At 49.7% G+C, this 13,893-nt stretch carries 14 protein-coding genes; 13 read left to right on the top strand and 1 reads right to left on the bottom strand.

Annotated elements, in window-relative coordinates:
* The first annotated feature begins 175 nt into the window (after positions 1-175).
* From rplU to rsfS, 8 genes are all read left to right on the top strand, one after another.
* On the top strand, positions 176-484 hold the full coding sequence (rplU, locus tag WMO41_RS01590; protein ID WP_118534193.1) for a 50S ribosomal protein L21: 309 nt from the start codon (positions 176-178) through the stop codon (positions 482-484).
* Positions 485-490: 6 nt separating this feature from the next.
* A complete protein-coding gene (locus WMO41_RS01585) occupies positions 491-829 on the top strand; it encodes a ribosomal-processing cysteine protease Prp (protein ID WP_349228319.1) in 339 nt (112 codons plus the stop codon).
* A gap of 3 nt (positions 830-832) precedes the next feature.
* Positions 833-1,123, top strand: coding sequence for a 50S ribosomal protein L27 (gene rpmA / locus WMO41_RS01580; RefSeq protein ID WP_118534195.1), 291 nt, complete (start codon positions 833-835; stop codon positions 1,121-1,123).
* Between the two features lie 114 nt (positions 1,124-1,237).
* Entirely contained in the window at positions 1,238-2,521 is a 1,284-nt protein-coding gene (gene obgE / locus WMO41_RS01575) for a GTPase ObgE (protein WP_349228318.1), read from the top strand.
* A gap of 13 nt (positions 2,522-2,534) precedes the next feature.
* The gene (gene yhbY, locus WMO41_RS01570) at positions 2,535-2,828 is read left to right on the top strand and encodes a ribosome assembly RNA-binding protein YhbY (RefSeq protein WP_118534197.1); all 294 of its coding nucleotides are present in this window, start codon (positions 2,535-2,537) and stop codon (positions 2,826-2,828) included.
* Positions 2,829-2,876: 48 nt separating this feature from the next.
* A complete protein-coding gene (gene nadD, locus WMO41_RS01565; RefSeq protein ID WP_349228317.1) occupies positions 2,877-3,509 on the top strand; it encodes a nicotinate-nucleotide adenylyltransferase in 633 nt (210 codons plus the stop codon).
* Positions 3,506-4,102 (top strand): bis(5'-nucleosyl)-tetraphosphatase (symmetrical) YqeK, encoded by a 597-nt coding sequence (gene yqeK, locus WMO41_RS01560; RefSeq protein ID WP_349228316.1) that lies wholly within the window; start codon positions 3,506-3,508, stop codon positions 4,100-4,102. Before nadD ends, yqeK begins: the two co-directional genes overlap by 4 nt.
* Positions 4,103-4,172: 70 nt before the next feature.
* Positions 4,173-4,529, top strand: coding sequence for a ribosome silencing factor (rsfS, locus tag WMO41_RS01555; protein WP_177291630.1), 357 nt, complete (start codon positions 4,173-4,175; stop codon positions 4,527-4,529).
* A gap of 141 nt (positions 4,530-4,670) precedes the next feature.
* On the opposite strand, the gene glmS is transcribed toward rsfS, so the two are convergent.
* Entirely contained in the window at positions 4,671-6,497 is a 1,827-nt protein-coding gene (gene glmS / locus WMO41_RS01550; RefSeq protein ID WP_349228315.1) for a glutamine--fructose-6-phosphate transaminase (isomerizing), read from the bottom strand.
* 480 nt (positions 6,498-6,977) lie between these two features.
* Here glmS and WMO41_RS01545 point away from each other — a divergent pair, with 480 nt between their 5' ends.
* The 5 genes from WMO41_RS01545 (at position 6,978) to WMO41_RS01525 (ending at position 13,891) form a co-directional block, all read left to right on the top strand.
* Complete coding sequence (locus WMO41_RS01545) at positions 6,978-8,921, top strand: NlpC/P60 family protein (RefSeq protein ID WP_349228314.1); 1,944 nt, start codon at positions 6,978-6,980, stop codon at positions 8,919-8,921.
* 40 nt (positions 8,922-8,961) lie between these two features.
* Positions 8,962-10,695: an LCP family protein gene (locus tag WMO41_RS01540; protein ID WP_349228313.1), complete on the top strand. Its 1,734-nt coding sequence runs from the start codon at positions 8,962-8,964 to the stop codon at positions 10,693-10,695.
* A 336-nt stretch (positions 10,696-11,031) separates the two neighbouring features.
* Complete coding sequence (locus WMO41_RS01535; protein WP_349228312.1) at positions 11,032-11,490, top strand: DUF2798 domain-containing protein; 459 nt, start codon at positions 11,032-11,034, stop codon at positions 11,488-11,490.
* Between the two features lie 81 nt (positions 11,491-11,571).
* Positions 11,572-12,216: a TetR/AcrR family transcriptional regulator gene (locus WMO41_RS01530; protein WP_349228311.1), complete on the top strand. Its 645-nt coding sequence runs from the start codon at positions 11,572-11,574 to the stop codon at positions 12,214-12,216.
* A gap of 142 nt (positions 12,217-12,358) precedes the next feature.
* Entirely contained in the window at positions 12,359-13,891 is a 1,533-nt protein-coding gene (locus tag WMO41_RS01525; protein ID WP_349228310.1) for an AbgT family transporter, read from the top strand.
* Positions 13,892-13,893 lie beyond the last annotated feature (2 nt).

The raw sequence follows: 13,893 nt of genomic DNA, 5'->3' as shown, positions 1-13,893 counted from the left end.
TCAGGGCTGCAGCCGCGCGGCAAAAAACTTTGAAAAAAGTTGAAATACAGGATTGACAGCCGCATGGTTTCATGCTAATATACATGAGTATGTGCCGCACAGCGAGGTTTGAAAGTTCCGAGTCCATCGGATCCGGACACCGAAACTGGCGAGTAATGATAATAGGAGGTGCCATATGTACGCGATTATTGCAACAGGTGGTAAGCAGTACAAAGTAGCAGAAGGCGATATCATTAAGGTTGAAAAGCTTGGTGTAGACGCTGGCGAAACCGTTACGTTTGACCAGGTTCTTGCAGTTAACAACGGAGAGTTATCCATCGGATGCCCGACTGTAGCAGGTGCAACTGTTACCGGAACCGTAGTTAAAGAGGCAAAAGCAAAAAAGGTGATCGTTTACAAGTATAAGAGAAAATCTGGCTATCATAAAAAGAATGGTCACAGACAGCTCTTTACCGAGATCAAGATCGACAAGATCAATGCTTAATTAATCATGATTAACGTAACCGTATCTGTTGATTCCGACCATCGTTATCATGGAATTTCTTTTCTGGGTCATGCTGGTTATGCAGATGACCATCAGGATGGACAGGAGCTGGTTTGTGCAGCTGTGTCTGCCCTGACCCTTAACATGGCAAACTCTGTGGAACACTTCACGGAAGACCAGTTTGAGGCAGATGAGGACGAGCAGTCCGGGATGTTCCGTTTCCGGTTTACCGGAACGATTAGTCCGGAAGCAGCACTCCTTATGAATTCTCTTGTACTCGGCTTAGAGGACATTGAGGAAACATACGGAGAACCGTATATAAAAATTCGATTTGAGGAGGTGTAAGAGATGTTTAAGATGAACCTTCAGTTATTCGCTCATAAAAAAGGTGTAGGTTCTACCAAGAACGGTAGAGATTCCGAGTCCAAGAGACTTGGCGCTAAAAGAGCAGATGGTCAGTTCGTATTAGCTGGTAACATTCTTTACAGACAGCGCGGTACTAAGATCCATCCGGGTCTGAACGTAGGACGCGGCGGCGATGATACTTTATTCGCTACTGTAGACGGCGTTGTAAGATTTGAGAGAAAGGGCAGAGACAAAAAGCAGGTTTCTGTATACCCGAGAACAATCAACGAATAATGACACTGACAGGGCTTCATACTGGTAACTAGTATGAAGCCCTTTTTTGCCAGAGACGTAAAAGAACGTGTTTTTTTGCGTTCACCGATATACAGAAAGGATTTAGGTGAATCCATGTTTGCAGATAATGCAAAAATTTTTATCAAATCAGGAAAAGGCGGAGACGGCCATGTAAGTTTCCGCAAAGAATTGTTTGTGCCGGCAGGCGGCCCTGACGGCGGTGATGGAGGAAAAGGCGGAGACATCATTTTTGAGGTGGATCCGGGTTTAAATACATTAACAGATTTTCGTCACGTTCGGAAATATGTAGCACGAGATGGAGAACAAGGCGGCAAGAAGCGGTGCCACGGTGCCAATGCAGAGAACCTGGTGATCAAAGTTCCGGAGGGAACCGTCATCAAGGACTTTGAGACTGGCAAGGTCATCGCGGATATGTCCGGTGAAAATAAACGCGAAACCATTTTACGGGGCGGCAAGGGCGGCCTCGGCAATATGAACTTTGCAACCCCGACCATGCAGGCACCAAAGTACGCACAGCCGGGTCAGCAGGGCCATGAGCTCTGGGTTCAGCTGGAATTAAAGGTCATTGCGGACGTTGGTCTGGTCGGCTTCCCAAACGTAGGAAAATCCACCCTTCTTTCCCGCGTTTCCAACGCAAAACCGAAGATTGCAAACTATCATTTCACAACCTTAAACCCGCATCTGGGCGTGGTTGACTTAGACGGCGGAGCAGGCTTTGTTATGGCAGATATTCCGGGCCTCATCGAGGGAGCTTCCCAGGGCATCGGCCTTGGCCATGATTTCCTGCGCCATATTGAGCGCTGCCGCGTACTGGTCCATGTGGTAGACGCCGCAGGTACCGAAGGACGTGACCCGATTGCGGATATCCGTGCCATCAACGCAGAGCTGGAAGCATACAATCCGGAGCTGTTAAAGCGTCCGATGGTCATTGCAGCCAACAAGATTGATGCTGTTTACTCTGAGGACGAGGATCCGGTAGAGATTCTGAAACAGGAGTTTGAGCCAGAGGGCATCAAGGTATTCCCGATCTCCGCAGTCAGCGGTAAGGGCGTGAAGGAGCTGTTATACGCAGTATATGAGCTTCTTAAGACCGTCAATCTTGACCCGGTCATCTTCGAGAAGGAATTCGAGATCGAGTACGCCGGTGACCGCAACCTGCCGTACACGGTAGAGCAGAACGAGGATGGTGAATTCGTGGTAGAGGGACCGCGCATCGAGAAGATGCTGGGCTACACGAACCTGGAGTCTGAGAAGGGATTCCAGTTCTTCCAGAAATTCTTAAAAGAGAATGGCATTTTAGACGAGCTTGAGGCCGCTGGCATCAAAGAGGGCGATACCGTCCGCATGTACGGCCTTGCATTTGATTATTATAAATAACAGGAGATAAAACATGACAAGCAAGCAGAGATCCTATTTAAAGGGACTGGCTATGACCATGGACCCGATTTTCCAGATCGGTAAGTCCAGCGTGACTCCGGAGCTGACTGCAGCCATTGCAGAGGCACTGGAGGCCCGCGAGCTGATCAAGATCACGGTCTTAAAGAACTGCCTGGACGACGGACGTTCCATCGCAGAAGTACTGGCTGAGCGCACCCGTTCCGAGGTCGTTCAGGTTATCGGCAAGAAGATCGTTCTTTACAAGCCGGCCAAAGACGAGGCAAAGCGCAAGATCGTTCTGCCTTAATCATCATTAGAAATGTGATTACCATTTTGCGAAGGGAGTGTGAGATGCTTGGCCAAGATCGGAATTATGGGCGGAACGTTTGATCCGATCCACAACGCACATCTGATGCTGGGCAGACAGGCATGGGAAGAATACGGACTGGATGAGGTCTGGTTCATGCCGTCTCACACCCCTCCGCACAAAACAGACCATCTGGTAACCGATACCAAAGACCGCTGCGAGATGGTAAAACTTGCGATTGCGGAATATCCTTATTTCCGTTTTTCAGATTTTGAGATTTCCCGAACAGGCAATACCTATACAGCCCAGACGCTGCAGCTTTTAAAAGAAGCATACCCGGAACATACCTTTTTCTTTATCGTGGGTGCGGATTCCCTGTACCACATCGAAAGCTGGTATCATCCGGAACTGGTGTTAGGGCATGTTACAATTCTGGCCGCAGGCCGTGAATGTGAGGATGCCTCCTGCTCGTTAGAAGAACAGGCAGAATATCTGAGAAACAAATACGGAGCCGCAATTTTTCTTTTACACAGCGATACCATGCATGTTTCTTCCCAGGAACTTCGGGAGCGGGAAAACCTCGGGCTTGGAATCGGAGATCTGGTTCCGGCCAGCGTGGAGCGCTACATCAGAGAACACGGCCTGTATCAACATCCTGACCGTAAGGAGGATATATTATGATAACAGAACAGATCATTACCCTGCGCAAGCAGTTAAAATCCAAGCTGGATCCCATGCGCTTTGAGCATTCTGTAAGCGTATCGTTCACCTGCACCGCGCTGGCTATGCGCTATGGCTATGACATTCAGAAGGCAGAGCTTGCCGGGCTCATGCACGACTGTGCCAAGCGGTTTACAGACAGTGAGCTGATCCAGAAATGCCAGAAGCATGGAGTAGCACTGACAGAGGCGGAAATCAAGGCACCTGCTGTGATCCACGCAAAATATGGTGCTTATCTGGCAGAGAATAAATACGGCATTCAGGACCCGGAGATCATCTCCGCCATTGCATGTCACACCACCGGAAAACCGGACATGACAACCCTGGACAAAATCTTATACATCGCCGACTACATTGAGCCGCGCAGGGACAAGGCAGACAATCTGCCCCAGATGCGTTACCTGGCCTTCCAGGATCTGGATGAGACTATGTACGAGATTTTAAAAGGAACCCTGCAATATCTTGGCAAAAAGGGAAGTACCATCGATCCGATGACCATGCAGGCCTTTTCCTATTTTGAAGAGGTCATGAAACAGAAAGAAAATAAAAAATAGTGGCCTGTGACCGGCATTTTCAGTCATAAATGACCGGATGCAGGCAGATCAGAAGAAAAGGAGAAAACGAATGAGTCAGGCAAATGAAATGGTAAAACTGGCCATCACGGCCCTGGAAGATAAAAAAGGCGAAGATATCCGCGTGATCGACATCCGCGAGGTATCCGTTCTGGCTGATTACTTCCTCATCGCGAGTGGTTCCAACGGAAACCAGGTTCAGGCTATGGCCGACAACGTGGAAGAGGAGCTTGGCAAAGCCGGATACCCGTGCAAGCAGGTAGAGGGATACCAGAGCGCGAACTGGATCCTCATGGACTATGGCGATATCATCGTGCATGTATTCGATAAGGAGGATCGCCTGTTTTACGATCTGGAGAGAATCTGGCGCGACGGTAAGATCATGGAGGCTAGCGAGTTCGCGGAGTAATTCCCATCAGGATTCAATCGGAACATGTGCTATAGCACATGTTCTCCCACAGGCATATAGAGAAAGCCGGAGACTGAACACCATACATTTGGTATCAGTTTCCGGCTTTTGTCATGCTATGATATACGGTTTTTCAAAATTCTATTCCACGGTTACCGACTTCGCCAGGTTTCTCGGCTGGTCTACATCCAGATTCTTTCCGAGAGAAGCATAGTAGGCAATAAGCTGCAATACTACGGCAATTGGGAATACGGTGAAGCGGTCATCGACATCCGGAATACGAATCCGGATATCGGCCAGATTGTCATCCACCACAGAACCTTCTTTGGTCAGCAGGATCACAAAGGCGCCGCGGGCTTTGACTTCCCGGATATTGGAAATGGTCTTGGAGAACACATGCTCCTGGGTCGCAATGGCAATAACCGGTACCTGGTCAGAAATCAGGGCAATGGTGCCGTGCTTTAATTCACCGGCTGCGTAAGCCTCCGCGTGAATGTAGGAGATTTCCTTCAGCTTCAGGGCACCCTCTAAGGAGAAAGCGTAATCCAGGCCACGGCCGATAAAGAACGCATCCAGGCTCTGGATGATGTGGGAAACGACGCCCTTGATCATCTGTTCCTGTGCGATCATGGTCTCCATAGCCGGGATCACATCCAGCAGGTCGGAGAGGAAGTCCATAGCCTGTTTTTCGGTAAATTTACCGCGAACCAGTGCCATGCGGCAGCCGATCATGTAAAGGGCGGCAAGCTGTACAGAGTATGCTTTGGTGCTGGCCACGGCAATCTCCGGGCCTGCATGGGTGTAGAGCACATAATCGCTTTCTCTTGCGATGGTGGAACCCTTCACATTTACAATTGCCAGGGTCTTGGATCCGTATTCATGGGCCAGACGCAGGGCAGCCAGGGTGTCGATGGTTTCACCGGACTGGGAGATGACCAGCACCAGAGTGTGTTCATCAATCAGCGGCTGTTCATAGCGAAACTCGGAAGCAATGGTTACGGTAACCGGGATCCGCAGGATCGGCTCCATCAGGGCACGGGCTACCATACCGGTATGCATGGCGGTTCCGCATGCCACGATATGAATCTGATTGCAGTCTTTGAAGATCTCATCCGGGATCTTGTCATCGGAGAAGTCCGGAAGTCCCTTGCTGATACGCGGCAGAATGGTGTTCTTCATAGCCTCCGGCTGCTCATGGATTTCCTTCATCATGAAATGCGGGTAGCCGTTCTTCATGGCAGCGTCCATATTCCAGTTCACGGTCATGATCTCCGGATAAACCTTGGAGAATGTCTCATCCATATTGTATACGTGCACTTTGTAAGGAGTCAGGCGCACAATTTTATCTTCCGGTACCACAAAGTACTGATTGCTGTACGGGATCAGCGCAGTCAGATCAGAGGCGATGATGGCGCCTGCATGGGTGTAGGAAGCCACCAGCGGGCTGACTTTGCGCAGCGCGTAAACAGAGCCAGGCTGATCATCGAACAGGATGCAGAAACCATAGGAACCCACGATCAGTTCCTGAAGCTTCTGAATGGCCTTTAACGGGTCTCCGTCATACAGAGCGTCCAGCACGCGCGCAGCTACCTCACTGTCTGTCTGGGAGACAAGCTGGCCTTCTAAGTGGAACTGCTCGGTCAGTTCGTGATAGTTCTCAATGATGCCGTTGTGGATCAGAGTGACCCTTCCGGCGCGGTGCGGATGGGCGTTGGCATCGGTAACACCTCCGTGGGTGGCCCAGCGGGTATGGCCGATGCCGCTGTGAGCGGTTCCATGTACGTTTGCCTCACAGTATTCTCTTAAATTCTTTACTTTTCCAACCTTTTTCGCGATGCAGATGCTGGTATCTTCCATGCAGAGACCAATTCCGGCACTGTCATAACCGCGGTACTCCAGGCCGCTGAGGCCATCTAAGAGGATCTTGCCTGCATCTAAAGGTCCTGAATATCCAATAATTCCACACATATTATAAAAATTCCTTTCTGTCTTTCCTGTTGTCATGGTTCATAATCATAATCCGCTTCTTTTGCGCTGGCAGCAGGATGCTTTCAGCCAAAAATGCGTACAAAAAGAAGAGCCTCCGGTTATCCTGCGTTTGTTTTGCGGTTGCCCGCATATTTCACAGAATATACACGCCCGGAGAAGCATGGGAGAGTACCCGCCGAATTTTCGATGATCTCTCCACCTCGTTAACCTGAAAAACCAGCTTTGCAGCTTTCACGTACAGTCCTCAGGTGCATGGCGCTATAGCTTTGCTATTGGGTGTTTCGTTCCTCCTGAAAAACGAAATCGCGTCTATTATAGACCAGAATGGATTTTTCGTCAATGAAATGCTGTTTCTTCATGAAATATTAAAGTTTCCGCTCTGTATTTTCGAAAACTTCTGTGCTAAAATACGAAGTTGTATTGCTACACCAAAAACCAAAGAAAAACGAGATAACGAGTATGAAACCACATTTCAATTCTGAACAGATCGTGAAACGCATTGCGGATTCCATGATCCGTTATAAAAGCAAATGGGCGGCTGCTGGAATGGCGCTGGTTCTGGGTGGCGGGAGCATTGGTGTTTCTTTTCTGTATCATCCTGCTGTAAAAGCCGCTGGGCCGGAGCAGGATTCCGAAGCAGAAGAAACCACTGCAGCCGCAACCACGACCGCAGCTACAGAGGCAGAGACCGAAAGTGCCTGGGTCCCCACGCTGGATGAGTTAAACCTGGCACACTATTTTCCGGAAGGTGAAGAAGATACGGACATCACCAAAAGCCTGGCTGGACACGTATTCCATGAGCTGATGACCCGGGATGCCAACTGGTCCAGCGCCATTTACAGCTATTCCGATGTAACACCAGTAGATATGGCAGCAAAGCTCGGCGTTTCCAGAGACCGGATTCTGGGAAAATATAACCCGGAAGACAAAAGCCACCAGAAGGAGAACCCTTCTACCTGGACCATTGGCAGCTTCCGCAACGTAAAAATCCAGGCGGTAGACGGAGACGGTCATGCCGTTTCTCCCTATTCCAATGTGCCACAGATCATGTCAATGGCCAATGTCTATACCTATTATCATAATCCGGAGGACAGCGACGCGTTCCTGTCCTATGCAAAAGCCCTGTGGGAGGCCTCCCATTCCTACACCATGTCCATCAGTGATGTGTATTACTGTTCCGGATGTGTCGGAAAAGACGCGGAAGAGCTGGAAAAAAAGGCTTTGATGGAAGAAGCCGAGGCAGAAAAAGAAAATCCGAATCTAGAGCGCCCATATGAAGAAATTTCCGGCGAAGAAGACGCAGGGGACGGACAGTCAGCATCGGCTGAAACGCAGACCAGCGTGATTACGGCAGGACTCAGCACCGCAGAGAAAAAAGCAAAAGAGGCGAGCCAGGCCGAGAGCAGCGCAGCGGAAACCGAGACGGAGACGGTTCCGGAGTCTACCAGCGGCGTGATCACGGCGCCATCCAGGCAGAAAGCAGCGTCTCCTTCCAACGCGGAGAAGTCGGCAGCTGTTCAGGACGCAGCAGATGCCGGACAGGCCGTTTCAGAATCCGGAGAACCGGCATCCGAAACTGCGGAATCGAACATAGAAACATCCGCAGAAACAGAACCGCAAAAAGAAGGAAGCAGTGAAGCAGAAACTTCCGCAGCCGAAGAACAGAAGAGCAGCGGTTTAAGCTGCCCGGGCCATGTAGACCTGACCATTACCATGAAAATCGGCGGCCTGAATGAGGGTGCCGGTCTGTTTGCCCTGGACGCGGCAGGAAATGATGCAAGTAAATACAGCGAGAGCGCCTGGCAGGGCTGGACAGAGGAAAACCGCGCGGCGGCCATTTCCCTGGCATCCGAAGACTGGTATCAGAAATATGGTCTCAGCGTATCCTCCATTTCCACCGGAACACCACTGAGCGTGGAAGAAATTGAAACCTATCTGGATGAGCTTCCGTCCGATATCTCAGACACCAGAAAAGAGCTTCTGCGGTTTGCGTTAAATTCCGTGGGCAAGGTACCTTATTACTGGGGTGGAAAACCATCCGCGAAAAATTACGAAGGCAATCATTTTGGAAGGTTGATGCCGCCGGATGTAGACGGGCGCACACTGAAGGGTCTGGACTGCTCTGGCTGGATCAGCTGGGTATACTGGTCTGTGACCGGAACTCATCTTTCATACGAGGGTACCAGCGGCCTGGCGGCCCTCGGCAAGCGTATCAGCCGGGAAGACCTGCAGCCAGGAGATATCCTGATCCGTACCGGAGCAGATTCTCATGTGGTCATGTTCCTGGGTTGGACCTCCGATGGAAGAATCCGCTGTGTGCATGAAACCAGTGGTTCCATCAATAACGTTACCGTTGGAACACGCAATGCCGGATGGCCTTATTACCGCCGTCTGATTGATTAAATATGACCGGCCGGAGCTTCCGGCCAGAGAGGAGTATGGTTTGAATTACAGAGAGGAGCCATTTGAGGGAGACGAGCTGGACCGCATGCGCGCAAGGCAGCAGCGAAAAAAACAGGGCGCACCGTCCGGCAGAAGCAGTCGGCGCAGTACTCCGGATTCCGTGCCAGAGCGCCGCAATTACAGCCGCACACCGGATGCGCCATACGAGGATCCAGATGAGTTAAGCCCGGACCAAATTAAAGAACTGGATCTGGATGATTACGATACTTATGAAAACGCGCTGGAGCAGGAATTAAACCGCACCATCGCGCAGAGCGAAAAAGAGCAGGAATATTCCAGGGGGAGGAACCGCCAGAGCGATATGAGACAGGACCGTGCCGCTTACGCTTACGAAAGACCTCACAGAAAGCGCCGAAAGAAAAAACCTTTCGGAAAGATCCTGATTCTGGTAGTCTGCCTGTTTGCAGGATTGTTTTTCTACCGCCATTTCCGGGATAATGGTTACTGGACCATTGCTGTGTTTGGTGTGGATTCCCGGGACGGCAATCTGGGAAAAGGCGCGCTTTCTGATGTAGAAATGTTAGCCAGCATCAACAAGAAAACCGGTGAGATCCGACTGGTGTCTGTATTCCGCGACAGCTACCTGCGGGTCTCCGACAAAGAAGACAATTACGACAAAATCAATGAGGCTTATTTCCTGGGTGGTCATGAACAGGCCGTACATGCGCTGGAAAGTAACCTGAACCTGAAAATCGATGATTATGCTACGTTTAACTGGAAGGCGGTCGTCGATGCCATTAACGTTCTTGGCGGCGTGGATATGGAAATCAGCGACAAAGAATTTGCCTACATCAATTCCTTTATCACAGAAACCGTAAATTCCACCGGAGTCGGTTCCTATCAGCTGGAACACAGCGGCATGAACCATTTGGATGGCGTGCAGGCTGTGGCTTACGCAAGGCTGCGTCTCATGGATACCGACTTTAACCGGACGGAACGCCAGCGCAAGGTACTCGGACAGGCGATGGAAAAGGCAAAATCAGCAGATTTTAAAACCTTAAAGACCCTGGTAGGCGCGGTTTACCCGCAGATTTCTACCAGCATCGGAGTCGATGATGTTCTCACCATGGCAAAGGGAGCCAGAAAGTATTATATTGGGCAGACTTCCGGATTTCCGTTCTCTCATCAGGAGATGAAGATCGGCAAGAAGTCCTGCGTAATTCCAACCACGCTGGAGAGCAATGTGGTACAGCTCCATACCTTCTTATATGACCAGGAGCAGTATGACGCACCGTCCTCCGTAAAGGAAATCAGCAATTACATTGCCCAGAAAACCGGCCTTGGAGAGCCTGGCAAGGATACGGAATCTGGCAAGAATGTCGGCGCGGAAGGCAATAATGGTGGAGGACAGACCGGAGGAAAGGCAGAACAGCCTGCTCCGGCCCAGACCGAACCGGCTGCGGAAGAAAGCAGCGCATCTGCGGAGGAGTCTTCCGAAACAGAAGAGGAGACCATCGAAAGCTCTGCAGCAGAAGAAACCGAGGAAACCGAAACCTCCTCCGGCGTCATCAGTGCGCCGCAGGACCACCCGGGTTCCACTGAGACAACCGCTTCCGATCACACCAGTGCCGGGCCGGGACCGTCTGCAGGGCCAGGATCTTCCAATGGACCGGGCACCTCAAATGCTCCGACCGCGGCGGAAACCAACGCGGCCTTAGAGGCGCCGGGACAGAATTCCGGCAGTGGGGCAGAAGAAGCCGGACCGGGAGTATAAAAACAGCGTCCGTCATAATATACAGAAATCTGCTTATTGGCCATTCATCTTTGTAGAATGAGACAAAATTCAAAAAAATGGCAAAAAACTATTATACAAAATAAAATTTTCCGCTATAATAGCACCTCGGTAACAATCATACATCATACAGTTTTATGAGAACGCAGTGAGATGCACACCGGAAATCTGCAAGTAGCAGCTTTCCGATATCTGAAATCAGAATGCAGTGGAGTCGCAACGAGTTTGACGGCTTCGCTGCATTTTTTATTTTCTGCGAAGCTCCCACAATTTTCGCAAAAATACTGTGTTCCCAGACAATCAAGGAGGAATTTACTTATGCCAAAATCTTTGAAACAGGAAATCATTTACGGGATCATGATGGTCTTTGCCATGGTTTATCCCATGGTCTGCTACAACGTAACGCTGAATGTCGGTGGCACGCAGAATTTTGTTTTCGCCGCAGCCCTTCATGAGCTCCCGATCATGTGCCCGCTGGCCTTTTTATTTGACTTTTTCGTAGTCGGACCGATCGCAAAAAAGATTACCTTCCGTATCTTTAACCCGGCCGAAGACAAGATCATTTTTGTGATCCTGATGATGTCTGTTTTGTCTGTCTGGATGATGTGCCCATACATGAGCCTGATCGCAACCATTTTATTTAAGAACGGTCTGCAGCCGGAATTTTTCAGCATCTGGATTTCTACCACAGTTAAAAACTTCCCAATGGCATTTTTCTGGCAGCTGTTTGCGGCTGGTCCGCTGGTTCGCTTTATTTTTGGAAAGATGTTCAAATGATTCCTGTCGACTGGAATGCCGATACAACCTTTCATCATTTTTTGATGGTATTTGAAACTCTTGCACTTTCATGCTAAAATAATGAAAAAAGCAAAGGACAAATTATACATGCGGACCAAGGACGAATTCAACGAACAGAAGCAGCGGCAGCAGCTCTTAAATGCAGCCTGGAAGCTGTTTTATCAGAACGGGTATCAGAATACTACCATGGAGGATATTCTGAAGGAAGCACACTGCTCGAAGGGCAGGTTCTATTATTACTTTCATGCCAAGGCAGAGCTTCTGGATTCCATGTATGAGCTGTTCGATGAAAAATATGAGGAGTTTTACCGGAACATTGACAAAACATTAGGAAGCTTCGAACAGCTGCTGCTCCTAAACCGCTTTATGTTCGATTTTATGAGCCGCCAGATCGGAAGGGAGCTGCTTACCAGTCTTTACATCAGCCAGCTCTCCGGTACTACCGGAATCCGTTTCTGGGGTGAGCAGCGTTCCTTTGTAAAAATTATTCTGGAGATTGTAAAATGCGGGCAGGAGCGGGGCGAAATCCGGACCGATCTTGACTGTCATACGCTTGCTGCTGATATTGTCGCAGAAGAGCGCAGCCAGCTGATTTCCTGGTGCCTGGCAGACGGCACTTATGACCTTGCTGCAGTGAGCATCCCGAAGCTGGAGCGTTCCTACATTGGATATTCTTCTCAATATGAAGTGAAGAAAGAACAATAATAAGAAAACGAGCATTTTTTAATCGTTTTTACCGTATTTGACTTTATTTTAGAAGGTGCAGGCAGGAAATGTTGCGCCTTCTTCTTTTTTTGTTTATAATAAGACCATGGTCTAGAAAAGAAAATGAACAGGAGGTACTTTTATGCAGGGAATGGCACAAAAGAAAAAGAACGGAAAAGTTCTTGATTTTATTGAACGGGTAGGAAACAGGCTTCCTCATCCGTATATCTTATTTTTATGGTTATGCCTGATCCTGGCACTGATCAGTCTGGCATGCAGCATGGCCGGAGTCAGTGTTGTAAATCCGACAAACGGAGAAACAGTTCTGGCAAAGAGTCTCATCAGCAAAGATGGCCTGATCTGGCTTCTGGAAAATCTGCTTTCCAACTTCCAGGGATTCTCACCCCTTGGCCTGGTACTGGCTATGCAGATTGCCATTGGCTTTTCTGAAAAAGTCGGTCTTCTGACAACGGCTATGCGCCGCGCGATCCTTGGCGTTCCGCTGTGGGCACTGACCGCCACTGTATTATTCCTTGGCATCAACGGCAGTATTGCTTCCGAGGCATCCATCATCGTAGTCCCGGCTTTGGCAGCGGCAGCTTTTGAGTCTGTCGGCATGCATCCGATTGCAGGACTGCTTGCCGGATATGCTGCAACCAACGCCGGATTTACCGCCTGCGTGATCGTTGCGGGAACCGATGTCCTGTTAGCAGGCGTAACCGAATCTACAGCCCAGATGATTGATCCGTCCATGACTGTGAATGCAACCTGCAACTGGTACTTCATGTTCGTATCCGTATTTACCCTGACTGCGGCTGGCGTGTTCGTAAACAAGAAATTCATCGTTCCGCGTCTTGGCACCTATGATCCGACAGACGGAGAGGGCGTCGATGCAGTTGAATCCAGCGCTGAGATCACTCCGGTTCAGGCAAAGGCACTGCGCGCAGCCGGTATTTTCAGTATTTTCTACATCCTGTTATTTGCAATCCTGGTCATTCCGTCCGGCGGTATCCTGCGGGCAGAAGACGGCTCTATTTTAAACGGACCGTTTATTAAGGGTCTGGTTCCGATCCTGATGATCTATTTCATTCTGGTTGGCGTTGTATATGGCGTGAAGGCCGGTACCATCAAGAACAGTTCTGACGTTCCGATGCTGATGGCCCAGGCTCTGGAAGGCATGACCGGCTACATTGTTTTAGTATTTGTCATTGCGCAGTTCATCAACATGTTCAGCTACACCAACCTCGGCATGATCATTGCCGTAAAGAGTGCAGATGCCCTGCAGACAGCCGGCTTTACCGGCATTCCGTTAATGCTGTTCTTCATCCTGCTCTGCTGCGTGGTAAACCTGTTTATGACCAGCGGCTCCGGCAAATGGTACATTTTTGCTCCGATTCTGGTTCCTATGATGATGATGCTCGGCTACAGCCCGGCATTTGCACAGATCATCTACCGTATCGGTGATTCCACCACCAATGCGATCACACCGATTTATCCGTATATCCCGATCGCAATCGGAATGGCAAAGAAGTACGACAAGAAGTTCGGCATGGGAAGCCTAATCTCCATGATGCTTCCTTATTCCATTGCATTCCTTCTTGTCTGGATTGTTCAGATGATCATCTGGGTACTCTTTAACCTTCCGCTTGGCCCGGGTGTCAGCGTATTCTTATAAGA

This window comes from Ventrimonas faecis (assembly GCF_040096075.1).
Classification (GTDB): domain Bacteria; phylum Bacillota; class Clostridia; order Lachnospirales; family Lachnospiraceae; genus Brotaphodocola; species Brotaphodocola faecis.
The sequence above is the reverse complement of the archived record's forward strand: the minus strand, read 5'-3'. Positions and strand labels throughout refer to the sequence as shown.

Bases quoted from the DNA above. Each gene is read 5' to 3' on its own strand.
- WMO41_RS01535 (WP_349228312.1), top strand. From the start codon at position 11,032: ATGCCAAAATCTTTGAAACAGGAAATCATTTACGGGATCATGATGGTC.
- rpmA (WP_118534195.1), top strand. From the start codon at position 833: ATGTTTAAGATGAACCTTCAGTTATTCGCTCATAAAAAAGGTGTAGGT.
- obgE (WP_349228318.1), top strand. From the start codon at position 1,238: ATGTTTGCAGATAATGCAAAAATTTTTATCAAATCAGGAAAAGGCGGA.
- rsfS (WP_177291630.1), top strand. From the start codon at position 4,173: ATGAGTCAGGCAAATGAAATGGTAAAACTGGCCATCACGGCCCTGGAA.
- WMO41_RS01545 (WP_349228314.1), top strand. From the start codon at position 6,978: ATGAAACCACATTTCAATTCTGAACAGATCGTGAAACGCATTGCGGAT.
- yqeK (WP_349228316.1), top strand. From the start codon at position 3,506: ATGATAACAGAACAGATCATTACCCTGCGCAAGCAGTTAAAATCCAAG.
- WMO41_RS01585 (WP_349228319.1), top strand. From the start codon at position 491: ATGATTAACGTAACCGTATCTGTTGATTCCGACCATCGTTATCATGGA.
- glmS (WP_349228315.1), bottom strand. From the start codon at position 6,497: ATGTGTGGAATTATTGGATATTCAGGACCTTTAGATGCAGGCAAGATC.
- yhbY (WP_118534197.1), top strand. From the start codon at position 2,535: ATGACAAGCAAGCAGAGATCCTATTTAAAGGGACTGGCTATGACCATG.
- WMO41_RS01525 (WP_349228310.1), top strand. From the start codon at position 12,359: ATGCAGGGAATGGCACAAAAGAAAAAGAACGGAAAAGTTCTTGATTTT.
- WMO41_RS01530 (WP_349228311.1), top strand. From the start codon at position 11,572: ATGAAAAAAGCAAAGGACAAATTATACATGCGGACCAAGGACGAATTC.
- rplU (WP_118534193.1), top strand. From the start codon at position 176: ATGTACGCGATTATTGCAACAGGTGGTAAGCAGTACAAAGTAGCAGAA.